Source organism: Peptoniphilus sp. Marseille-Q6390 (genome assembly GCF_965119475.1).
Genome location: NZ_CBCPLS010000001.1, coordinates 932901 through 957000, shown reverse-complemented (window position 1 = coordinate 957000; position 24100 = coordinate 932901). Strand labels below are relative to the sequence as shown.

Below are 24100 nucleotides of genomic sequence, written 5' to 3'. Positions count from 1 at the left end.
GGAGGTAGACGTGGGCAATTTTGATTTTTTATTAAATAACAAAAACTACAAGGACTTTGCAGAGGCTTGCGTTGATGCCGAGAGATCTCTTATTATTTCTACAGTCAATGCTGCTTCTGCCACAAGACGTGCCCTGGAGCTTGCTGTCAAGTGGGTCTACAAGGTTGACACCGACCTTAGCTTGCCCTACAGGGACAACTTATCTTCTCTCACAAGACACAAGGACTTCGTGGATATTATTGACCCAGGACTTGATGAGCTAATCCTTTATATTATTAAGCTAGGCAATCTTGCAACTCATACTAATAAGAAAATCGACAAGCAAAAAGCTGTGGCTTCTCTTAGGAACCTCTTTGCCTTTGTGGACTGGATTGACTACTGCTATGGGGATGCCTATGTTGAAAGAACTTATAATGAAGGTCTTATCCCAAGTCTTGACAGTGTAAGGGAGAAAATTAATAAGTCAGAGACAGAAGAACTTGCACGCAAGAGGGAAGAGGAAGTTGACAAGGCTCTTGTGGACCAACGTGAAGAAACTCCTGATGATCTTCAAGAGAAATTAGTAGATAATAAAAATAAAAACCAAAAGGACGTCAACCTTACTTACAAGATTGATCCAAGGACAGAAGCCCTAACTCGTAAAGAATTTATTGACGTGGACCTTGAACTTGCTGGCTGGCAAATTAACAAGAATGTCCTTTTTGAAGTTGAGATAGATGGTATGCCAAACACTTCTGGCAAGGGTTATGTTGATTATGTCCTCTATGGCAAGGACGGTCTACCTCTTGCTCTTGTTGAGGCAAAGAAGACTTCAGTGGACCCAAAGGTTGGTGCCCACCAAGCCCTTCTCTATGCAGAGTGCTTGGAGAAAAAATATGGAAGAAGGCCCTTCTACTTTAACTCTAATGGTTTTGTGACTTGGTTTACTGATGATGAGAGCCAAAGAATCGTTTCTGGTTTTTATAGTCAAGATGACTTGCAAAGACTTATGGATAGGAGACACTTGGCTAGGTCTCTTGCTACTTATTTTATCAATGATGATATTACAAACAGGTATTATCAAAGGGATGCAGTTGACGCTACTATTGAAGCTCTTAGGAATAAGAGGAGGTCAGCTCTTCTTGTAATGGCAACGGGAACTGGTAAGACTAGGACTGCTATTTCTATAGTGGATATCCTCACCAGAGCCAATGCTGTTACAAATATTTTATTTTTGGCTGATAGGACTGCTCTTGTCAACCAGGCCATGAGAAATTTCAATTCACTCTTACCTGATTTAAGTCTTGCAAATTTAACTGAGGCTAAGAAGAACAGCAAGGACATAAGAACAAGTAGGATGATTTTTTCTACTTACCAAACTATGATTAATTCCATTGACAATGTTCTTGATGACAAGGGGGACAGGCTCTTTACTGTTGGTCACTTTGATTTAATTATTATTGACGAAGCCCACAGGTCAATTTATCAAAGGTATAAGGATGTCTTTGATTATTTTGATGCCAAGGTTATTGGTCTTACTGCAACGCCAAGAGATGACATTGATAGGAATACTTATGAGATTTTTCACTTAGAGGACAATGCGCCTACTTATGCCTATGAGTATGAAGAGGCAGTTAGGGATGGTTATTTAGTTCCTTACAATCGAATTGAAGCTGTTTTAGAGTTTCCAAGTGAAGGAATTGATTATGATAGTTTGTCTCCAGAAGAGAAGGAGAAGTTCAATCAAATTTTTGGACCTGAGTCTGAAGGCATAGACATTTCTGGATCTGCTATTAACAAGTGGGTCTTTAGCCAATCAACTATTGACCTTGTCATCAACCACTTTATGGAAAGGGGAATAAGGGATTCCTCTGGCAACGAGATTGGTAAGACTATTGTCTTTGCAAAGAACCAAATACATGCAGACTTGATTAAGGAGAGGTTTGACATCTTATATCCTGAGAAGGGACCAGAATATGCTGAGGTCATAACTCACACTGTGACCTATGCCCAAGACCTCATTGATATATTTTCAGTGAAGGATAAGCTACCACAAATTGCCATCTCTGTTAACATGCTTGACACTGGTATAGATGTGCCAGAAGTTGTAAACCTAGTTTTCTTTAAGGACATGTTCTCAAAGATTATGTTCATGCAAATGATTGGCAGGGGAACAAGACTATGTAAGGACTTATTTGGTCCAGGGCTTGATAAGAAGGACTTTTTAATTTTTGATTATGGTGGAAACTTTGAAAGATTTACTAATGATGCTCCTCTAGTAAATCCACCCCTAATGAAGTCTCTTACTGAGAGAATCTTTGCAACTAAGTCTAAGATTGTGAAGGAACTTCAAAATTTAAAATACCAAGAAGATGCTTACAAGGAATTAAGAAGTGACTTCGTTGGTGAACTCATTAATGAGATAAGGGTATTGAATACAAAGTCCTTTAGAGTTAGAAAACATATTGAGTCTGTTTTAAAATATAAAAAGATAGAATCTTGGACTAGTTTAAATAATGAAGACATAAGTCTACTTGAAGATGAAGTGGCGCCTCTCATTATTCCATCTAAGGATCACGAGTTGACTCAGAGGTTTGATGTCTATGTTTTAAGTCTTGAGCTAGCTATACTTGAAGGAGGAAGTAACACTGGACTTATAAGAATAATAAGAGAATCTTGCCAGGAGCTTGCTAAGCATGGGAGTATACCTGCAGTGGCTCAAGAAAAGAATCATATTATTGATGTAGCAGGTGAAGACTACTGGAAGGATATTAACCTTATTAAGCTTGAAGACATGAGATTGCGAATCAGAGATTTGCTCCCAATTATCGAGGGGGGTCCTAAGTCTAAATATTTTGTTGACTTTGAGGACACAATTCTTTCTGTCGAGGAACATGGAACGGAATTTTTTGCTAATGACTTGTCATCATACAAGGAAAAGGTAGAAAATTATATTAAACTATCAGTAAAGGACGATAAGGTTTTACAAAAAATATATAGGAATGAAAAATTAAGTCATGAGGATATTGAAAGCCTTGAAAAAATTCTTTGGCAAGACCTTGGCACTAGGGAAGATTATGAAAAAGAATTTGGGGACATGAAGATTTTAAAACTCATTAGGAAGATAAATGGTCTTGATGAGGAAGCTGTTCGTAAAGCTTTTGCAGACTTTCATAAGTCAACAAATATGAATTATATTCAGTCTAAATTCCTTTCAACTGTTATGGACTATATCATGAAAAATGGTTACTTGGACTTGAGAGATTTTCAAAATGAACCCTTCAAGAGCCTGGGATCAATAAGTAAGATTTTCGACGAAAATAGAAATGATTTAAATTCTATTCTAAATATAATAAAAGAAATTAATTATTACGCAGATGTTGCGTAAGAGATTTAAGAGAAGGCTTAGGCTTTCTCTTTTTATTTTATGAAAAAACTTCCCCATAAGAGATTAGTCCTATGGGGAAGTTTTTTTGTGAGAATTTTAAAAGAGTTTTCTATTGTTAATATAATTTTTTTATTATAAGTTTGCTAGGGCTTGTTCTACGTCTTTAATTATGTCTTCGGCATCTTCTATGCCCACTGACATTCTTATTAGGTCAGGGCTAATACCAGCGTGAGCAAGTTCCTCGTCATTCATTTGTCTATGTGTTGTTGATGCAGGGTGAAGGACGCAAGTTCTTGAGTCAGCAACGTGGGTTACAACTGCTGCAAGCTTTAAGCTATCCATGAATTTTGTTGCAGCTTCTCTTCCACCCTTAATACCAAAGGCAATTACTCCGCAGGATCCATCTGGCAAATATTTTTGTGCGAGTTCATATTGTGAGTCGCCTTCAAGACCTGGGAAGGTGATCCAAGAAATTTTGTCGTTAGCCTTTAAATATTTAGCAAGTGCCAGCGCATTTTCGTAGTGTCTTGGCATCCTTAGATGTAGGGTTTCAAGTCCGATTCCTAAGTAAAATGAGTTTTGTGGGGAAGGGATACTTCCTAAGTCTCTCATCAAAGTTGTAGTCATCTTAGTTATATAGGCTCCCTTGCCAAAAGTTTCTGTATAGACAACTCCGTGATAGGACTCATCTGGTTCAGTTAGTGCAGGGAACTTGTCTTTGTGTTTTGACCAATCAAAGTTACCTGAGTCAACAACAACACCACCAACTGAGTTGGCAAATCCATTCATGTATTTTGTTGTTGAGTGGGTTACAATATCAGCTCCCCATTCAATTGGTCTTAAGAAAATTGGTGTAGGGAAGGTGTTGTCTACAATAAGTGGAACTCCATGGTCGTGAGCAGCTTTTGCAAAAGTTTCAATATCCAAAACACTTAGTGATGGGTTGGAAAGAGTTTCACCAAATACTGCTTTTGTATTTTCTTTAAAGGCCTTATTTAATTCTTCGAGGCTAACATCTGGTTCAACAAAAGTCGCTTCGATGCCAAGCTTTTTCATTGTGTTGGCAATTAGGTTATATGTTCCACCATAGATTGCTGATGATGCTACTATGTGGTCGCCTGCACTTACAATGTTAAGTAGGGCATAGAAGTTTGCTGCTTGTCCTGATGAAGTTAGTATTCCAGCAACACCACCTTCAAGTGCTGTAATTTTATTTGCCACTGCATCATTTGTTGGGTTGGCAAGTCTTGTATAAAAATATCCTGCTTCTTTTAGGTCAAAAAGATTTGCCATTTGCTCAGATGAATCGTATTTAAATGTTGTGGATTGAACTATTGGCACAACTCTAGGTTCGCCATTTTTTGGTTCATATCCTGCTTGCACACATAAGGTTCCTAAATTTTTCTTTGTCATTTTATCCTCCTAGATTTTATATACTTGTCGGCAGCTCAAAAGGAAATAATTTATATTTGAAGCTTTTATAAAATAAAAAAAGCTCCCGTCCCATAAAGGACGAAAGCTTGAGCTTCGTGTTACCACCTTTTTTTATTATTTTATCGCTAAAATAACCTCATAGAGTACCAACATACTCCGAACGCTATAACAGGCGTACCTGTCGCAGCCTAAACTCTTGTCTCGGTGCGATAACTCCAAGGCCATGTTCCAAAGTATCCATTTTGATTTCTTTCACCAAGCGAAACCTCTCTGTAAAAACTTTTACAATGTACTCTCCTCTTCAAAGTCTATGAATGGAATTATAAATACATAAAATATTTTTGTCAAGGATATTTTTCATAAATTTAATTTTAAAAATATTTTTTATTATTCATACTTCAATAGTTTATTTGATTTTTTTGTAAAAATTAAGATTTCCATTAATGAAAACAAAAACATTTTTATTCCATCAGATTTATTTATTAAGTCAAAGTGATTTGTTGCTATAGCGAGCTTGCTTGAAGCTATAATATTTTGAAATAGTGGCAATATATTTTGTGCTACAAGGGCGAAGCCAAAAATTGAAATCAAGACCGACATAAGGACTATTAGACCTAGAGATTTTATTTTTAAACTTAGATAATTCATTATAGCTATTATTGGAAGGGAGGATAGGATACTTATTCCGATATAATAAGAGTATAGGCCTAGTCCTTCAATTTTAAAGCCACATATAAATTTACCACTTAATACAAATAGTAATAAAAAATAAATTTGAGTGAAGGCTATTATTATAAAGGCAATAAATGACTTTGTCATGATGAATTTTATATTTTTTATAGGACTTGTTCTTATTAATTTTAAGCTTGCCTTGTGTTCAACTGACCAAAGACTTGAAACTATTATCGATATAAGTGGAATTATAAAAAACATAAAGTAGAATAAGGATGTTTGCGTCCAAAGACTTTCCCATTTGTTTTTTAAGACCTCTTGATTTAGTAAATAGTTTATAGTCCCAAAAATATTTGCAAGCAAGGGAATTATCAATACTGTAGATAAGAGCGAAAACAATTTTAATTTTTTAAATTCTATTTTTAACATGAATGCCTCCTATATATCCTTAGTGAGTGTAAATTTATTAAGTCTTGTGATGTAAATTAGACTTATGATTATATAAATTAAGCTTATAAGCAATGTGAGATAATTTATATTATTTATAGTCTGTGTGTATACTTGTCCATCTTTTACATAATTTATATTTAAGATAGTAGCAAGGAGTCCAAAGGGATTTATTTGTGATAAAATTTTTGATGTTAGCATAGTAATTATTCCAGACATTGCTCCAACAATTGAGAAGAAAAGGGAGAAGTAAATCTTTTTACTTTTAATCTCAATTATTGTGAATATCAATAGCATTAAAATGTTAATTGATAGAGTTGTTAAAAAGTAAATTATTATTCTTTTTATTATCTCCACATCTAAGTCAAAGTTTGTATTTTTACTTGCTAAAAATATTATTATCAACCATTCAATTATTTGGACTAAGAAAACTTTTATGGACAAGTTTTTAATTTTATCCAATAAAATTTTCTGAACTTTTAAGCCAAGACTTATTTGCATTTGCCACATATTATTCTTCTCTTCAATCTCTATTACTTTTTTAACAAGTGATGACAGGGCTATGGGATTAAAAAATAAAGAGATTGCTAAATAAGAATCTAGTATCCTTGCAAGGGGATATTTATTAACTTGAAAGTCTTTTGTCTTGAAGGCTATAAGGATAGAAAATAAATGTATGGCAAATAAAATTAAAATTGTGAAATTTAATTTCAGTCCCTTATTCTTTTTCATTTCTAAATTTTTCATAAGATCACCTTACACTTGTTTCTTGAATAAATAACTTTTCAAGACTTTCTTTTCTTTTTTCAACCCTATAAATATCGACAACATTGACAAGGTTTTTTATTATTCTTGCAACTTCTTCTTTACTCTTGTTTCCAAGAACTAAATAGTCCTCAATAATATTTGACTCAGGAAGGTCTAGTAGCTTTGAGGCCTTAAGATTATCTGAAGTTTTTAAAACAATTACTGGTGGATGGAGGTCCCTATAGTCTTTTAATGAACCAGTGTAAGTTAAGGCTCCATTTTTTAGAATGCCAATGTGAGTCGATATTTTTTCAATTTCATCCAAGATATGTGAAGAAATTAAAATGCTAGTATTAGAATTTTTTACGATACTTTTGAACAAGTCTCTCATCTCTTCAATACCATAGGGGTCAAGTCCATTAATAGGCTCATCTAAGATTAAAAGTTTTGGATTACCAATAAGGGCTATGGCGATGCCAAGTCTTTGTTTCATACCCAGTGAAAACTCTCTAACCTTCTTGTCTTTACTCTTTATTAGTCCAACATCTCTTAGCGTTTTATCTATCTTGTCTTTATTTATATTTTTCATGTCACAGATTAGATCTAAGTTATCATAAGCAGTGAGATGGTCATAGAAGGATGGGGCTTCGATTAAAGAGCCCAAATTCTTATTTGTTTCCTTTTGATTTTTTTCATTTACTTCTTTTCCATACAAACTTATTTTTCCAGAATCTTTTTTTACTAAACCAAGAATAGACTTCATAAGGGTGGACTTGCCTGCTCCATTGGGACCAATAAGTCCAAATATACTTCCCTCTTGGATCTCTAAGTTAACATTCTTTAAGACTATGTTTTTATCATAGGATTTTGTAAGATTTTCAATTTTTAAAATATTTGTCATGATATTCTCCTTTCTCAAGTTCAAAATAATTATAAAAAATGGAAATAACTTAGAGATTTTATGTAGATTACTTTTACATCACATTTTAAAAATTCAAATTCTTATGTGATAAAATTGTTTTAAAGGAGAAAGAAATGAATATTTTTAGAGATGCAAACATTTTATTAGTTGATGATGAGTCCTATTTGATAGATAGTATGTATAAGTTTTTAAAGAACAAGGGATACCAAAAGATTTTGACAGCAAAAAATATTGCAGAAGCAAGATTCAAACTTAACAACAATAAAGTTGATTTAATGATATTAGATATAATGCTAACAGATGGAAGTGGCTTTGACTTATTAAAAGACCTTAGAAAGAAGTCAAGCCTACCTGTAATTATCCTGTCAGCACTAAGTGGTATTGATGACAAAAAAGAGGGCTTTGATTTAGAAGTAGACGACTATATTGTTAAGCCTTTTTTACCTGAAGACCTCTTGTGGAGAATAGAGGCAGTCCTTAGGAGAACCTATCAAAATAAAAATGAAAAAATAATCTTAGCAGAAGGAATTGTTTTTGATAGAGAGAGGGCAATGTTAATAAAGGATGACGAGGATATACAATTGACGGCAAAGCAATTTAAAATTTTAGATTATCTTGCCACTAATATAAATAAAATTGTTTCAATAGACCAAATATTAGACAAGTGTTGGGAAGATAGTTTTGGTTACGAAAACACTTTAATAACCCACATATATAGGCTAAGAGATAAGCTAGAAGAGGATCCCGCAAATCCTAAAACTCTTATTACAGTAAAGGGATTGGGTTATAAGTTACTTGGAGATAATAAAGAATGCTAAATTATTTTTTAAAAAAACTAAAGAAATTTGTTTTATTTATACTAATTTTATTGGTCTTAATGATTTCGAGTTTAATTGGGATTTTTTATTCAAGTTTTAAATTTTCAAAAAAATATATTGAGCCAAGCAAGGTATTTGAATTCGTGGAAAAGAATAAAGAGGACAATAAGGCTAAAGATATTTATTTTACAGAGGAGAATAAGAAATACTTAGAAGATAAAAATATTTGGGCAATAAGAATTGATAAAAATGGAGAAGTGATTGAAAGCTTTAACAAGCCTCATGAAGTTAAAAATAAATTTGAAATAAGTGATGTTGTAAGGTTTACAAGGTATTACTTAAATGATTATCCAGTCTTTACTTTCGTCGTAGAAGATGGAGTATTGGTTCTTGCTTATCCAAAAAATTCTTTAGACAAGTTTCCCTTTAATTATTATTCTTACGACTTAGCAAAAATAAATTTTTTTATTTTATTAATTAGCATACTCTTCTTTTATTTACTTGTTTATATATTTTATGTTTATGAAGTTAAAAGTATTTTCAAGAAATTAAATCCACTTCAAGAAGCTATCAATAATATTTTCGATGAAGATTATGTGGAAATAGAAGAAACGGGAGAATTAAAAGAAATTTCTAAAACAATCAATGAAGCAAATGAGAAATTTACAAATCTTAAAAAAAGTCAAGCAAGTTGGCTTAGAGGGATTAGCCACGACGTAAGGACTCCTCTCACAAAAATTTCTTGGGAAATGGAGGGGATCAAGACAAAAGAAAATTTAGACGAAGTTAAAAGAATCGAAGATCAAGTTATAAAAATCAGTAGAATTATCGAGGACTTAAATTTAACAAATAGTCTTGAGAACCTTAGTGATAAACATTTTGAGTGTAAGGATCCAATTTCTGTCATAAGAAAGTTACTTGTAAATAGCTTAAATGAAAATCCCAACAAAGAAATTATTTTTGAGAATAAAATAAATAAAGAAATAAAAATAAAAATGGACAATCATTTATTTTATAGGATGCTGGAAAATATTTTAAATAACAGCATTAAGTATGGAGATGGAAAAATTTTTATAAATTATGAAATTTTACAAGACAGTTTACTTATATCCATTAAGAATGAGGGAATACCTATTGATGAAAGTATTATAAAAAGGCTAGATGAAGAAAATTTATCAGATGTTCAAAGACATGGTATGGGCTTATTTGTATCAAAACAAATTTGTAAGCTCCATAAGGGAGAGATGAAAATTGAAAACCATGATCAAGATGTAAGTGTATCATTTATTTTTAATTTAAAATAAATAAACTATTAAGAAGCATCATCTTATGCCCATAATATTGACGATTACTAAACTTATGTAATATAATATTCAATATGCTTAAAAATCGATTTATATAGAAAGGTGATTAGATGTCAGGACATTCTAAATGGAATAATATTAAAAATAAAAAAGGTAAGGAAGACGCAAGAAGAGGTAAAATTTTTACAAAACTTGCAAGACAAATAACTGTAGCAGCTAAGGAAGGTGGACTTGATCCAGATTATAATCCATCACTTAAGGTTGCAATAGATAAGGCTAAGGCAGAAAACATGCCTAATGATAACATAGAAAGAGCCATTGCCAAAGCTGGTGGCGGAGACAATGACGATAACTTTGAAGAAATTGTTTACGAAGGCTATGGCCCAGGTGGGGTTGCTGTTATGGTTCACTGCCTAACAGATAATAGAAATAGAACTGCACCAGAAATAAGACATTTATTTGACAAATTTGCGGGTAATCTTGGTCAACCAGGTTGTGTTTCTTTTATGTTCGATAAAAAAGGATCACTTGGTGTATTAAAAGAAGGCCTTGATGAAGATGAGTTTACCTTAATTGCAATTGATGCTGGAGCAGAAGACGTAGTTGATAGGGGAGAAGCCTATGAAATTATTACTGAACCAGAAGACTATCACAATGTAAGAAAGGCACTAGAAGATGAAGGCCACTCCTTCATTGAATCTGATATAACTTACATTCCTCAAACTGAAACTGCTTTAGATAATGAAGATGATATTAAGAACATGGAAAAGTTAATCGATGCCCTAGAGGATAACGATGATGTAACAGATGTATTTACTTCATGGGAGAGAGACTAATGGAAATTAATAGAATTATTGACCATACTTTATTAAAGCCAGAATCCACAGAAGAACAAATTGAAAAAATCTTAGAAGAAGCTAAAGAATATAATTTTTTCTCAGTTTGTGTAAATCCAGTATGGGTTAAAAAAAGTGCTGAAAGCTTAAAGGACACTGATGTTAAAGTTTGTACTGTTATTGGCTTTCCACTAGGTGCTAACACAAAAGAAGTAAAAGTTTTTGAAACAGAAGACGCTATAAAAAATGGTGCCAATGAAATTGACATGGTAATAAATATTGGACTTCTTAAGTCAAAAAAATATGACCTAGTTAAAGAAGAAATTCAAGAAATTGCAAAAGTTTGTCATGAAAATGGGGCCCTTTTAAAGGTTATACTTGAAAACTGTCTTTTAACTAAAGAAGAAATTGTTAAGGCTTGTGAACTTTCAGATGAAGCTGGAGCAGATTTTGTTAAAACATCAACTGGTTTTTCAACTTCAGGAGCAGACTCAGAAGACGTTGCCTTGATGAGAAAATCTGTGTCAGAAAGAGTTAAGGTTAAGGCTAGCGGTGGCATTAGAGACTACAAAAAATCCTTAGAAATGATTGAAAAGGGAGCCGACAGACTTGGTGTATCTGCTGGAGTTAATATTTACAAAGAAAGCAAGTCACTATGAATATAAATCCAGTTGCCTTTACAATTTTTGGATTAGAGGTTAAATGGTACGGAATCTTAATTGCTCTTGGAGTTTTCTTGGCAATTCTTATAACAGAATCCATGGCAAAGAAAAAATCTTACAAAAATGGACTCTATAAGGATGTAGGAAATGATGTTTCATTATTTGCAGTTATAATTGGAGTCTTGGGAGCAAGGCTTTATTATGTAATATTTGAATGGGACTATTATAGTCAACACTTAAATGAGATTTTTGCAATTAGGAATGGTGGACTAGCAATTTATGGTGGCATAATTGCTGGTGGTCTTACAATTTATATTTTTACAAGGGTTAAGAAAATAAACTTTTGGACTTTGGCAGATTGTATTGCACCAGGTCTTGCCCTTGCCCAATCAATTGGCAGGTGGGGCAACTATATTAATGGAGAAGCTCACGGTGGAGTTACCAATGTACCCTGGGCAATTTTAGTAGATGGACAAAGGGTTCACCCAACATTTTTTTATGAATCCTTTGTAAACTTTTTAATATTTTTGTTTTTATATTTTTATCTTTCAAAGAAGCAAAAATTTGAAGGACAATTAATATCTTTTTATTTAATATTTTATGGTATTGCAAGATTCTTTATTGAGGGAATGAGAACTGACTCTCTCTATATTGGCGACTTCAGAGTTTCACAACTTGTGAGTATAGGAATTGTTATCTTTGGACTAGCCATAAGATTTATAGCAAAAAGTAGACAAGAGAATAAATGATTTATTAGACTAGGCGACTAGTCTAATTTTATAGGTGATATTTTGAATAAGATTAATTACAATTTGGAAATGGAAAAAGTAATAAAAACTATAGACAAAAATAATAAGCCGAGACTACTTTTGCATTCTTGTTGCGGTCCATGTTCTTCTGCAATCTTAGAAAGAATTAATGAATACTTTGACATTGATGTATTTTATTACAATCCAAACATCGATAGGGAAGAGGAATTTTACAGGAGGGCTGACGAACAGGTTGAACTTGTAAAAAATCTTGGCCTTGAAGATGAAATAGAAGTAAGGGTCATTAAGTACGACCATGATGAGTTTCTTGATTACGTCAAAGGTTTTGAAAAATACCAAGAAGGTGGACCTAGGTGCTTAAAATGCTATAGGCAGAGAATGGAGAAGGCAGCAGAATTTGCTGCAGAAAATAATTATGATTATTTTACAACAACACTTTCTATTTCGCCTCACAAGGATTCACAAATCTTAAATAGGTTGGGAGACCTTTTGTCCAAGGAATACAAGGTTAAATATTTATTTTCAGATTTTAAGAAAAAGAATGGTTTTAGAAGGTCTGTTGAGTTAACAGATAAGTTTAATATGTATAGGCAAGATTATTGTGGTTGTGAATTTTCAAGGAGGGAAGATTGAAAAATTTTAAAAATATTTTTATTATTTCTCTTGTTTTCTTTTTAAGCTTGAGCTTATTTATTGCATATAAAACTGATTTTAAGTTTGAAAATACAAATACAGTAAGTAGTGAAAAGCTTGAAAACAATAAAGATGCAGACGAAGAAAAAGAAGACAAGACTCAAGTGAAAATTCTTGCCATGGGAGACATGATTTTTCATCAACCTATTGTCAAAAACTACAGGACTGGTGAAAGCTATGACTTTACTCCTATTTTTGCAAATATCTCAGAAGATATTAATGGAGCAGACATAGCTATTGCTAATTTTGAAGGATCAGTAAACTCAAATAGAAAATTATCTGGTTTTCCTATGTTTAACTTTCCTAAGGAGTCAATCTATTCTTTAAAAAATGCTGGATTTGATATTTTATCTACTGCTAACAACCATGCCCTTGACACAGGTCTTGATGGGGTAGCAGAAACTATAAGTCATATTAAAGAAAGTGGTATGGAGTCCTTTGGAACTTTAGCTGAAGAGGGCGAAAAGGGAATTATTGTTGAAAAGAATGGAATAAAAATTGGATTAATATCCTTTACAGATACCTTAAATGGAATGGACTCCCTAATGAGAAATAAGGAGTATTCTGTTAATACCTTCTCACAAGACGTTGCTGGAGATATAAAAAACCTTAAAGATAATTCTGACATAGTAATAGTTTATCCTCACTGGGGAAATGAATACCAGCATCATCCAAGTGAAAGACAAATCTTCTTAAAGGAAAAACTCCACGAGTATGGAGCAGATATTATTTTAGGATCTCATCCTCATGTTTTACAAAGATATGAAGTAGAAGAAATTAATAATAAAAAACTCTTTACGATCTATTCAATGGGTAATGCCTTATCCAACCAAAGGGTAGAAAATTTAAAAAAATCTGGAGTTGACACAGGAGCCCTTGTAAAATTGGAAATTGAAAAGGACAATATAAGTGGAGTCACAAACTTAAAGTCTTTTGAAGTCCAACCAACCTATGTTAATAGGTACAGGGCCAATGGTAGGCTTAATTATGATGTGGTTAAACTTCAAGATATAAGACCTGGCGGAAAATTAAGTAATGGAATAGATAAAAATTTACAAAATTCTGCTGATAAAAAATACAAGGAAGCCCTTGGGGTTTTACAAGGTGAAATATGAAGAAGGACCAAGTACCAGGTACAAATTTTATAATCTTTCAGAATGAAGATGAGTTTAAGTACACCACAGATTCTTTGATACTCTCTTCCTTTGTTAAGAAGGGAAAGAAGACTCTTGACTTAGGCTGTGGTAATGGAATCTTGTCCCTAAGAATAGCTGATAGGTATGAAGAAATTCATTCTGTAGACATTAACAAAATAGTTTTAGAAAACTTTAGAGAATCCCTAAGAGTAAATAAACTTGAAGATAAGATAAAAATAATAGAAAATGATATTTTTGCTTTAAAAGAAGTTTATGTAACAAATTATTTTGATTCTATAGTTTTTAATCCGCCTTATTATGATTATGAAAATATAAAATTTGAAACAATTCCTGCAAAACATTTTTTTGATATTGAGAAGAGCCTTTACATAGTTAACTATCTCTTAAAGAACTCTGGAAATCTTCATATTATTTATCCAACTTACAGGTTGGCAGAACTTATTTATAAGATTAATCTAGCTGGTTTGAGAGTAAAACATATAATCAATATCCATGGCAACTTAAACAAGATTCCAAAAAATTCTATTGTAATTGCAAGGAAGCAGGGCAATTTTGGCAATGGCTTTAGAGATTTTTACATAAGACAAGGAGAAGACTATACAGACGAGATGAAAAGAGTTTATAGAAATGAGGTGATCTTGTGATTTATTTTTGTCCAACTCCCATAGGCAACCTGGGAGACATAAGTCTTAGGACAATAGAGATTTTAAAGTCAGTAGATATAATTTATGCAGAAGATAAGAGAGTTACCTTAAAGCTTTTAAATCACTATGATATTAATAAGGATCTTAGAACTTATCATAAGTTTAATGAAGCAGAAATGTCTGAAAAAATCATTGAACATTTAGATGACAAGGACATAGCCCTTGTAACTGATGCAGGTATGCCAGGAATAAGTGATCCAGGATCAGTCTTAGTTAAAAAACTCATTGAAGAAAATATTGACTTTAGGGTTTTGCCAGGAGCTAATGCAGCTTTAACAGCCTTGGTTTTATCAGGACTTGATACAGATCATTTTACTTTTTATGGCTTTACTGGAAGTAAATCAAATAGCAGAAAAAAAGAATTTGAAAGCCTAAAAGATTTAAAATTTACTTTGATTTTTTATGAAGCACCTCACAGGATTAAGGACTTTTTACAAGACGTATATGAAGTTTTTGGTGAAAGAAAAATTTCTATTTCAAGAGAGATTACCAAAGTCTTTGAAGAAACAATTAGGTCCACAACATCAGAAATACTAGAAAAAGATATTGTAGAAAAGGGAGAATTTGTTATAGTTCTTGAAGGTAACAATGAAGAAAAAGTTTACGATATTAAAAGTCTACTTGAAGAAGAATTAAAGTCTGGAAAGAAAAAGTCTCAGGCAGTAAAAGAAGTTTCAAAAAAATATAATCTTCCTAAAAATGATGTTTACAAGGAGAGTTTAGACCTATGATTAACTTACAAGATCTTGAGGGTCAGCTTAGAGAAGTAAATAAGAATCTAAAGGATAAGTATGATTTTATCTTTAGCCTTGACAAAGATACTTTTAGAAAAGAGCTTACAGAAAATGTAGGAAGACTTATTGAAATGGAAAAATTTCCTAAGGAAAAACTTTCTAAATATAAGAGGACTGTTGGTGTTGATGGATCTAACAATAGGTCTGGTGGAGCCTTTCCTCATTTTATAGAAATTTTTCAAGGACTTGCCAAGTCAACTGACGGTAATGAAGTATATAAAAACAAGGTCTACACACCCACACTAAATGATATTTATGAAGATAAAAATCTATCGCAAAAATATCTTGCGACAATTGAAATTGAAACTGCCCTTGAATACATTAATAAATATGATTTTGACTACTTAATGATGGATGGTGGCTTTATAAGATATAAAATCAATTGTCTTGATTTGTTTACAGAGCTTAGAGAGACTTGCGAAGCCAAAAATATAGTACTCTTTGGCGTAATAAAAGACTTAAAAACAAATGTAATTGCAAGAAGTCTTGAGATAGACGAGAGTATTTATGACAGAGAAATTTTATTTAATAGACTTAAGACTGGTGAAGCAGTTTTAATTCGCAATGAAATTAATAAAAAATTTATTAAGGATGGACTAGGGGAAGGATTTTCATCAGCCTTTATGAGAACATCAAAGTTCCCTGGTGCAGTAGGTCTTGATATCTTAGACACACAAGAAAAGTATTTGGAAGAAATATCTAACCTCATCTACACCCTAACACCAATGTCATCAAGGGGAGTTCCCCTATGGTTAGATATAGTTGACAAGGATGTAAAGATAACTGATGAGATTCTAACAACTCTTTTGGAGGAATACCTAGATAGAGATGTTTATGAAAGATTCTTCATTTCTGAAAGAGATAAGAGAAGCCTATAGGAGGAAATATGAAGGTACTTGGAGTAACAACAACAAGAGAAGTATATATTGGTTCTAAGGACAAAAACTTTAGGAACAATGAATTTTTAATAGTTGAAGATCCAGTTCAAGGCGATATCATTGGCGAAGTTGTGGACTCACAAACTTTTAACCGATTCATTCCTCTTGATATTGGTGGGGACTTTGTAGATAGTGACGTCTTATCATCACTTGGATCCATGGGATATGATGTTGGAGATGAAACAGTTTATGTAGCCAAGCTAAGATTCTTTGAAGAACTTTTATATCCGCCCCTAACAGGTAGCGATTTAAGAGCGCCAGTCTTTGATGAGATAAAAAACTTATTAATTGATACCCTTCCTAAGGAATCACTTATTCTTGGTTCTATAAAAAATACTGACAACATAGCTGAAGGAATGGATAACGTATATAAAGATTTATTTTCAACTTTTCAAAATAAGGAATTTATAAAACAAAGAGAGCTTCCTTATTTATTTGATTATAAGTCCATGCACCAATACCCTCACATAGGAGTTTTCGGTGGTTCAGGAAGTGGTAAGTCCTTTGGTCTAAGAGTTGTTTTAGAAGAGCTTATGGAAATGGGTGTTCCTGCAATTGTAATGGACCCTCATTATGAAATGGACTTTACAAATAATTCTGAAATTTCTAACAAGGACTATACTGACAAATTTAAGTGTTTAGAAATTGGAATTCATACAGGAATAAAATTTCAGGAGCTACAAAAAAGAGATTTAAAAAATCTTTTAAATGCAGCATCGCCCTTAACTGATTCCATGAACAATGTAATTGATGTCATGCTTTCAAAGGGCGCAAGCTTTGATTCTTTTAAGAATAAGTTGGACTTATTATTAGAAGGACAAGAGATTGGATCAAGAGATAAAATTTTATCAGAGATAGCAATTGAAGAGGACCAAACAAGAAGAGATAGACTTGAAGAAGTCTTAGATATTTATGAAAGATATGACAAGACTTGTAATTCTATGAGCGTTCGTGGAGTCTTGTGGAGGTTAATGACTCTCCAAGGGGAAGGAATATTTTCGCATAATATTGACGAGCTTTTAGACCTATTAAAGAGAAGAAAGTTAGTTGTACTTCAAGGGTCAACAAGAATGATAAATGTATTCTCTACTTATCTTTTAGCAAAATTATATTACTTGAGAAAAGAATACAGAGACGAACTTTATAGAAACAATGTTAAGGTTGATTATTTTCCACCTTTTATAATAATTACTGATGAGGCCCATAACTTTGCTCCTAAGGGTTTTGATACACCTTCAAAATCCATCTTGCGTGAAATTTCTCAAGAGGGAAGAAAGTATGGCGTGTTTTTAATTCTTGCAACACAAAGGCCAACACTCCTTGATGAAACAATAACTGCTCAGTTAAATACAAAATTAATTTTTAGAACAGTTAGGGCATCAGACATTGATACCATTAGGGAAGAAACTGACTTATCATCAGATGAGACAAAGAGACTTCCTTATTTGAGTTCAGGGGATGTTTTCATTTCTTCAGCGAAGAAGGGCAGGACTTCCTTTGTAAGAATTAGGGCTGCAAATACAGTATCTCCTCATACCGAAAATCCCTTTGACGAACTGACAGCTCACGACAATGAAGTTTATGAAAAGTTCTTTTTAGATATAAAAGATTTACTTCCAATTGACACATCAAATCTAAATGGAGCTCTTATGAATTACAACAAAAAATCTGGAGATAATTTGTCCTATGATGAATTTAAAAACAACTTGGATAAGTTATGTGAAATAGAAATGATTGAAAAAGAGACAAACTTCTTAACGGAAATGTATAAGATCAAATAAAAAAAGACCTAGGTTTAATATTAATTTAAACTTAGGTCTTTATTTTTTTGATTTTTTTATAAGGTAAGCTTCATATAAGTCTTGTAATGATTTTTTCTTGTTGATTAATTTTAATTTGTTATCCCTAGTTAAAGTTTTTATAAAGTATTCTTTTTTTAAGGCATCTGATTTATCTAAACACTCTTCGCTAAATACCATTTTAACAGGTAGCCTTGTTGCAGTGTACTTTGAAGCCTTGCCTGCCTTATGAGTCTTTAATCTCTTATCGAGGTCAAGAGTGTAGCCGGTATATAAACTTCCATCGGAGCATTTTAAAATGTAAACGTAAGCGGTCATCTACTCACCACTTAAGTAGTCATCAAGAGTGAAATTAATTATTTCAAACTCAAAACCACGACCTTGAAGATAATTCTTTGCTGAATTAATTATTTTTGGATCAGTCTCATCTTTTGATATGCGTTTTTCTATTAGTTCAAGGGCATTCATATACTCTAACTCGTAGTCATAATCTTCCATAACTTTTTCTATTATTTTTTTATCAATACCCTTTGACATTAGCATGTATCTAGTCTTAATCTTCCCATATTTTTTTATATTTAAGGCATCACTAAGATATCTTCTTGCGTAGTCTTCATCATTTAAATATTTTTTCTCTTCAAGAATAGGCAAGACGAGATCAATTATGTCTCTTTGAATTTTATTTTTATATAAATAATCAACTAGTTGGTGTTTAGTCTTGTTCCTTTGTAAAAACTTGTAAGACAAGAGGAGGGCTTCAGACTTCTCATCTTCAAACTTTAGGTTCTCAACAAACTCTTCTTCAACTTCTTGCCCCTTATAAAGTCCAAAGTTCACGAGTGTGTCTTCAGAAATTTTTATTTCCTCGCCATTATCAAAGCTAACATGAAATTTTTTCTTTTCAAAACTTATATTAGAAATAATCATTTTATCACCGACTTTATTTTATCATAAATCACAAGTTTCCCCAATTCATCTTATTTAACAAAATATTGGAAAATTACAAGCAAAAAGTATATAATTAGATAGAGTTTAAGACTGAGAGGTGTAAAATGTTTGAGTTAATCTCGCAAGTATTGAGGTATGTGTTCATAATCTTAATCTATCTATTTATTTTTAGTATTTTAAGACTAATGTATCTCGATGTTAAGAGCATGACAAGTGGGGGAGGCTCCCTCGATGAGGCTTATCTAAAAGTCGTAAATAGACTTGATTCCTTGAACTTTAAAATGCAGGAGTACTATGTCATTGAAGGTGACATAAGTCTTGGCAGGAGTTCAAGAAATGATGTTGTTATAAAAGATAAATTCGTAAGTAAAAATCATTTACTAATCCGTGAAAAGAATCAAAGGTATTATTTAGAAGACTTGGGTTCTGCCAATGGAACTTTTTTAAATGGTGTAAAAATTGATCCTAATGAGCTAATTGAACTTCAAAACAATGACAAAATTGGAGTTGGCTTCATTCAATTTATTTTTGTAGATAAAAGGTGAAATTGTGTTAGATAAAATTTTTAAACAGAGAAAACCTAGAAACCTACTATTAATTTTTGAAATTTTAAGTATCTTATTACTATTTACTTTTAATAACAATAATATTGATAGGTACATAGTAATTTTATTTTTAGGACTAATTTTAATTGTTTATATTTCAAATTTAGTCCTCGGTAAAGTTTCTTCTGGGGATAATTATATATTTTTAATAGTCTCCATGCTTTTGAGTCTTGGGATAATAACCATATATAGGTTGTCGCCAAAGCTTGGACTAAGGCAGTTAATATGGGTATTAGCAGGTATTTTAGTTTTTTATTTGACTTATTTTATAATAAGGGCAATGAGAAGACTAGAGTACATGACAGGTCTTTATTTAGGACTTTCTATTTTATTTTTCTTATTAACAATAATTCTCGCTCCATCTAAGTACGGAGCTAAAAACTGGATAGAAATTTCTGAAGGTATAACAATTCAGTTATCCGAATTCACGAAAATTTTAGTTATATTTTTAATAGCTTCTTTTTATACAACTTTCCAAACAAGATTAAAAAAATTAAATTATAAATATACTTCATATTACTTAATGGGAGTAATATATATTTTTGTGGGATTTTTGTTTATCCAAAGAGATTTAGGTACTGCTGCAATTTTTATTGCTATCTACACTCTTATCCAGTATATATATGACGAGGATAGGATGTCTATTCTTGTTAATGTTGGTTTAATGGCTATAGGATCCGTTGCAGGATACTTTTTATTCTCCCACGTTAGGAACAGGGTGGATATTTGGCTTAACCCTTGGACTGCAGATAAGGTTGTAAACTCTGCAAGGCAAATTGTTCAATCTCTATTTGGAATAGGAGAGGGTGGCTTTATAGGTCAAGGTATTGGCTTGGGTTATCCAAAGCAAATCGCCTTTGCTTATTCAGATGTAATCTTCTCAGCTATTTGTGAAGAAATGGGAGTCTTAACTGGAATTGGAATAATAATGCTCTATATGCTTCTAGTTTATAGGGCCATTAAGATTGCTCTTAATCAAGAATATTTATTTTATAGAATTCTTGCCTTATCAGTAGCAATTCTTTTCACTGTACAAGCCTTCTTGAATATAGGTGGTGTAATAAAGCTTATTCCAATGACTGGTTTAACTTTACCTTTTATTTCTTATGGAGGTAGTTCGTTGATATCAAGTTTTGTTGCACTGGGAATTTTACAAGTAACAAGCGAAGATTTATCATATAAATACGAAAAAGGAGTAGACAATGAATAGTAAAGATAATAAGAGAATTTTAGTCTTACTTGTATTTTTAATGTTTTTATTAGTTGCTCCAATTATATATTTAACTTATTTTACCGTATTTAAGGCAGATGATATTATAAAGCATCCTGCTAATAGAAGAAGTGAATTAAGGGAAAATTCCGTTAAAAGAGGAACTTTCTATGATAGAAATCACGAAGTTTTAGCCTATTCCAATGGAGAAAAATATAATTATCACAGAATTTATAATCAACCAATAATTTATTCTCACATAATAGGTTATTCAGATAAGATAGTTGACAAGTATGGACTTGAAAAGGAATTAAACGATTACTTAGTTGGCAAGGAAGGGTCTAAAATTTTAAAAACCTTTAAGTCAATTATAAATAAAAATTACGATCCATACACTGGAGATGATATTACTCTTACAACAGACACAGCCTTGCAAGAAAAAACTAGGTCGGTTTTATCTGCTAATTCAGATAAGGGTTCCGTTGTAATAATGAATCCAAAGACAGGCGAAGTTCTTTCAATGGTATCTCTACCAGACTTCAATTCTCAAAATATTGCTCAGGACATGCAAAAAATTAATGAAGCCAATAATGGAGCTCTCTTTAATAGTGCTACAAAGGGTAAGTTTGCGCCTGGTTCAGTTTATAAAATTGTAACTACAACTGCTATTCTTGAGTCAGGAATTTCTCAAAAATACACTGATGAGGGAATGGAAAAGATAGATAATGGTAGAGAGTTTAAGAATGCTGGAAACAAAATCTATGGTAGGGTGGACCTTAAAAGGGCTTTTACAAATTCCCTTAACACTTATTTCGTAAGAAAATCTGTTGATATGGGAATTGACATAATGGGCCAAGTTTCTGAAAAGTATATGATTAACAAAAAAGTAAATTTTGAACTTCCTTTAGAAACTTCTACTTGGACCTTTAAGAGAAATGGATTTGACAGAACTGCACTTGCTGCAGGTGGAATAGGCCACGATACTATACTAGTAACACCTCTTGAAATGTGTATGATTGCATCTACTATTGCAAATGATGGTGTTATGATGCAACCACACCTTGTAAAGAAAATTGATTCATCTGATGGCAAGAATGTATTGAGAAATACGCCGACAGTTTTAAGTGAAGTTACATCAAAAGAAAATGCTGACCAAATTACAAAATACATGGTTAATGTTGTAAATAATGGTACTGGTACAGAAGCTTATGTTTCAGGCCTAAAGGTAGCTGGTAAAACAGGTACTGCACAACTAGACCTTAAAGAAGGAACTAATAATGCTTGGTTTGTTGGTTTTGCACCAGCAGATGATCCACAAGTTGCAATATCAGTAGTTATACCTAATGTAAAAGATTACGGATCTCAAGCAGCTGCTCCTATTGCTGGAGAACTTTTAAAGTACGCTATTAATAATTTACAACTTGAAGAAGAGTGATTTTGTGTATAAGGAAAAATTTGTTACTGCTATAGTTGCAGCAGCAGGTATGGGCAAAAGAATGAAAATGGGAATTAACAAGCAGTTTTTAACAATTGATAGTATTCCAATTCTTGCTCATACCATTAAAAAAATTGAAAAATCCAAATACCTTGACTTTTTAATCCTCATTGTGAAAGAATCCGACATGAAATATGTAGATGATATTATTGAAAAATATAACATTAATATGGACTACAAAATTGTTTATGGGGGCAAGGAGAGGCAAGACTCCATTAACAATGGACTATTAAATATGCCCTATGAAACGGATATCGTCTTAACCCACGATGGAGCTAGGCCTTTTGTTTCTGTTGATAAAATCGACGAAGCTATTGAGAACGTAATGGATACTGGTGCTTGCGTTCTTGCAAATCCTGTTAAAGATACTATAAAAGTATCTACTGATGGAGAAACAGTAGACTATACTCCAAACAGAGATAGGCTTTGGCAGGTGCAAACTCCACAGGTCTTTAAAAAAGATATAATAATGAAGGCCTATAATCAGGCTTACTCAGAAGGCTATTACGGTACTGATGACTGTTCCTTAGTTGAAAAGACAGGAGTTAAAGTTAAACTCATTTACAACTCCTATGACAACATAAAAATTACAACAAGAGAAGATTTATCTATAGCACAGATACTTGTGAAGAAGGTGAAAATATGAGAATTGGAATTGGTTATGATGTTCATAAACTAGTTGAAGATAGAAAACTTATAATTGGTGGCATTGAGTTAGAATATGACAAGGGACTTCTAGGTCATTCTGATGCAGACGTACTTATTCACGGAATAATGGATGCCATTTTAGGAGCTCTTGCTCTAAGAGACATTGGATATCACTTCCCAGATAATGACAATGAATATAAGGATATTGATTCAAAAGTTTTATTAAATAGAGTTTATGAAATAATGAAATCAAAAAATTATAAAATTGGAAATATTGATTCTGTTGTTGCCTGTCAAGCACCAAAGCTTGCAAATCATATTGACTATATGAGAAGAACAATAGCAGATATATTAAAAACAGATATAGAAAATATTTCTATAAAAGCAACTACCACAGAAAAACTTGGCTTTGTTGGAAGAGGAGAAGGAATCTCTTCCCAAGCTGTTGTATTACTTGAAAGGGATGATTAAATAAAATGAAGTTTTTTATCGATACTGCTAATATTGAGGAAATTAAAGAAATCAACTCCTGGGGAGTCCTGTCAGGAGTCACAACAAACCCTAGCCTAATAGCAAAAAATGGGGGAGTTTTTGAAGATGTAATTGAGGAAATAACTGAAATTGTAGATGGAGATATATCTGCTGAAGTTATTTCTACAGACTTAGATGGAATGCTTAAGGAAGCAAGAGAACTTGCAAAGATATCAAAAAATATTGTTATTAAGATTCCAATGATTGAAGAAGGACTCAAAGCTGTAAGCATTCTTAGTAAGGAAGGTATAAGGACTAATGTAACTCTTATATTTTCAGTTTCACAGGCCCTTCTTGCAGCAAATGCTGGAGCAACTTATGTAAGTCCTTTTATGGGAAGACTTGATGATATTGGAGAGTCTGGTTTAGATCTAGTAGCAGACATTGCATATATTTTTAAAGAATATGGATATGAAACTCAAATTATTGCAGCAAGTATTAGACATATTAATCATGTAGAAGATGTAGCAAAAACTGGTGCTGATATAGGCACTATTCCTTATAAGATATTTAAGGAAATGATTAAGCATGAGTTAACAGATAAGGGTTTAAAAAAATTCTTAGAAGATTTTAAAGATGTAAAGACAAAGGAGAAGTAA

At 32.4% G+C, this 24100-nt stretch carries 24 protein-coding genes and 1 other annotated feature; of the genes, 18 read left to right on the top strand and 6 right to left on the bottom strand.

Annotated features, from left to right (window positions below):
* Positions 1-10: 10 nt before the first annotated feature.
* The gene (locus ACWPVO_RS04670; protein WP_454206878.1) at positions 11-3367 is read left to right on the top strand and encodes a DEAD/DEAH box helicase family protein; all 3357 of its coding nucleotides are present in this window, start codon (positions 11-13) and stop codon (positions 3365-3367) included.
* 132 nt (positions 3368-3499) lie between these two features.
* On the opposite strand, the gene ACWPVO_RS04665 is transcribed toward ACWPVO_RS04670, so the two are convergent.
* From ACWPVO_RS04665 to ACWPVO_RS04650, 4 genes are all read right to left on the bottom strand, one after another.
* Positions 3500-4780 (bottom strand): O-acetylhomoserine aminocarboxypropyltransferase/cysteine synthase family protein, encoded by a 1281-nt coding sequence (locus ACWPVO_RS04665; protein ID WP_454206876.1) that lies wholly within the window; start codon positions 4778-4780, stop codon positions 3500-3502.
* 92 nt (positions 4781-4872) lie between these two features.
* Positions 4873-5115: a binding site (T-box leader), on the bottom strand.
* Between the two features lie 73 nt (positions 5116-5188).
* Positions 5189-5902: an ABC transporter permease gene (locus tag ACWPVO_RS04660; RefSeq protein WP_454206874.1), complete on the bottom strand. Its 714-nt coding sequence runs from the start codon at positions 5900-5902 to the stop codon at positions 5189-5191.
* A gap of 9 nt (positions 5903-5911) precedes the next feature.
* Entirely contained in the window at positions 5912-6667 is a 756-nt protein-coding gene (locus tag ACWPVO_RS04655; protein WP_454206872.1) for a hypothetical protein, read from the bottom strand.
* A gap of 4 nt (positions 6668-6671) precedes the next feature.
* Positions 6672-7568 (bottom strand): ABC transporter ATP-binding protein, encoded by an 897-nt coding sequence (locus ACWPVO_RS04650; RefSeq protein ID WP_195444426.1) that lies wholly within the window; start codon positions 7566-7568, stop codon positions 6672-6674.
* A gap of 134 nt (positions 7569-7702) precedes the next feature.
* Between ACWPVO_RS04650 and ACWPVO_RS04645 the strand changes: the two genes are divergently transcribed.
* The 11 genes from ACWPVO_RS04645 (at position 7703) to ACWPVO_RS04595 (ending at position 18046) form a co-directional block, all read left to right on the top strand.
* Positions 7703-8407 carry a response regulator transcription factor gene (locus ACWPVO_RS04645; RefSeq protein ID WP_454206870.1) on the top strand — a complete coding sequence of 235 codons (705 nt, stop codon included), beginning with the start codon at positions 7703-7705 and terminating at the stop codon, positions 8405-8407.
* A complete protein-coding gene (locus ACWPVO_RS04640; protein ID WP_454206868.1) occupies positions 8401-9711 on the top strand; it encodes a sensor histidine kinase in 1311 nt (436 codons plus the stop codon). Before ACWPVO_RS04645 ends, ACWPVO_RS04640 begins: the two co-directional genes overlap by 7 nt.
* A 110-nt stretch (positions 9712-9821) precedes the next feature.
* Positions 9822-10547, top strand: coding sequence for a YebC/PmpR family DNA-binding transcriptional regulator (locus ACWPVO_RS04635; RefSeq protein ID WP_454206866.1), 726 nt, complete (start codon positions 9822-9824; stop codon positions 10545-10547).
* The gene (gene deoC / locus ACWPVO_RS04630) at positions 10547-11206 is read left to right on the top strand and encodes a deoxyribose-phosphate aldolase (protein ID WP_454206864.1); all 660 of its coding nucleotides are present in this window, start codon (positions 10547-10549) and stop codon (positions 11204-11206) included. The genes ACWPVO_RS04635 and deoC overlap by 1 nt, the downstream gene beginning before the upstream one ends.
* Positions 11203-11958, top strand: coding sequence for a prolipoprotein diacylglyceryl transferase (lgt, locus tag ACWPVO_RS04625; RefSeq protein ID WP_412594457.1), 756 nt, complete (start codon positions 11203-11205; stop codon positions 11956-11958). The genes deoC and lgt overlap by 4 nt, the downstream gene beginning before the upstream one ends.
* Before the next feature lie 42 nt (positions 11959-12000).
* Positions 12001-12612, top strand: coding sequence for an epoxyqueuosine reductase QueH (locus ACWPVO_RS04620; protein ID WP_454206862.1), 612 nt, complete (start codon positions 12001-12003; stop codon positions 12610-12612).
* Entirely contained in the window at positions 12609-13787 is a 1179-nt protein-coding gene (locus tag ACWPVO_RS04615; protein ID WP_454206860.1) for a CapA family protein, read from the top strand. Before ACWPVO_RS04620 ends, ACWPVO_RS04615 begins: the two co-directional genes overlap by 4 nt.
* On the top strand, positions 13784-14473 hold the full coding sequence (locus tag ACWPVO_RS04610) for a tRNA1(Val) (adenine(37)-N6)-methyltransferase (RefSeq protein ID WP_454206858.1): 690 nt from the start codon (positions 13784-13786) through the stop codon (positions 14471-14473). Before ACWPVO_RS04615 ends, ACWPVO_RS04610 begins: the two co-directional genes overlap by 4 nt.
* On the top strand, positions 14470-15264 hold the full coding sequence (gene rsmI / locus ACWPVO_RS04605) for a 16S rRNA (cytidine(1402)-2'-O)-methyltransferase (protein WP_454206856.1): 795 nt from the start codon (positions 14470-14472) through the stop codon (positions 15262-15264). The genes ACWPVO_RS04610 and rsmI overlap by 4 nt, the downstream gene beginning before the upstream one ends.
* On the top strand, positions 15261-16205 hold the full coding sequence (locus ACWPVO_RS04600) for a DNA double-strand break repair nuclease NurA (protein WP_454206854.1): 945 nt from the start codon (positions 15261-15263) through the stop codon (positions 16203-16205). Before rsmI ends, ACWPVO_RS04600 begins: the two co-directional genes overlap by 4 nt.
* A gap of 8 nt (positions 16206-16213) precedes the next feature.
* Positions 16214-18046 carry an ATP-binding protein gene (locus ACWPVO_RS04595; RefSeq protein ID WP_454206852.1) on the top strand — a complete coding sequence of 611 codons (1833 nt, stop codon included), beginning with the start codon at positions 16214-16216 and terminating at the stop codon, positions 18044-18046.
* A 39-nt stretch (positions 18047-18085) separates the two neighbouring features.
* On the opposite strand, the gene ACWPVO_RS04590 is transcribed toward ACWPVO_RS04595, so the two are convergent.
* Positions 18086-18382, bottom strand: a complete 297-nt coding sequence (locus ACWPVO_RS04590) for a GIY-YIG nuclease family protein (RefSeq protein WP_454206850.1) — start codon at positions 18380-18382, stop codon at positions 18086-18088.
* Complete coding sequence (locus ACWPVO_RS04585) at positions 18383-18991, bottom strand: regulatory protein RecX (RefSeq protein WP_454206848.1); 609 nt, start codon at positions 18989-18991, stop codon at positions 18383-18385. It abuts the gene before it with no gap.
* 125 nt (positions 18992-19116) lie between these two features.
* On the opposite strand from ACWPVO_RS04585, the gene ACWPVO_RS04580 reads away from it, so the two are divergent.
* The 6 genes from ACWPVO_RS04580 to fsa are packed head-to-tail and all read left to right on the top strand — an operon-like array spanning position 19117 to position 24100.
* Positions 19117-19557 (top strand): FHA domain-containing protein, encoded by a 441-nt coding sequence (locus tag ACWPVO_RS04580; RefSeq protein ID WP_060800220.1) that lies wholly within the window; start codon positions 19117-19119, stop codon positions 19555-19557.
* Positions 19558-19561: 4 nt separating this feature from the next.
* On the top strand, positions 19562-20827 hold the full coding sequence (locus tag ACWPVO_RS04575) for an FtsW/RodA/SpoVE family cell cycle protein (RefSeq protein WP_285072127.1): 1266 nt from the start codon (positions 19562-19564) through the stop codon (positions 20825-20827).
* On the top strand, positions 20820-22262 hold the full coding sequence (locus tag ACWPVO_RS04570; RefSeq protein ID WP_454206845.1) for a peptidoglycan D,D-transpeptidase FtsI family protein: 1443 nt from the start codon (positions 20820-20822) through the stop codon (positions 22260-22262). Before ACWPVO_RS04575 ends, ACWPVO_RS04570 begins: the two co-directional genes overlap by 8 nt.
* Positions 22263-22266: 4 nt before the next feature.
* Positions 22267-22968 carry a 2-C-methyl-D-erythritol 4-phosphate cytidylyltransferase gene (gene ispD, locus ACWPVO_RS04565; RefSeq protein ID WP_454207186.1) on the top strand — a complete coding sequence of 234 codons (702 nt, stop codon included), beginning with the start codon at positions 22267-22269 and terminating at the stop codon, positions 22966-22968.
* Positions 22965-23441, top strand: coding sequence for a 2-C-methyl-D-erythritol 2,4-cyclodiphosphate synthase (gene ispF / locus ACWPVO_RS04560; RefSeq protein ID WP_454206843.1), 477 nt, complete (start codon positions 22965-22967; stop codon positions 23439-23441). The genes ispD and ispF overlap by 4 nt, the downstream gene beginning before the upstream one ends.
* Positions 23442-23446: 5 nt before the next feature.
* Entirely contained in the window at positions 23447-24100 is a 654-nt protein-coding gene (fsa, locus tag ACWPVO_RS04555) for a fructose-6-phosphate aldolase (protein ID WP_454206841.1), read from the top strand.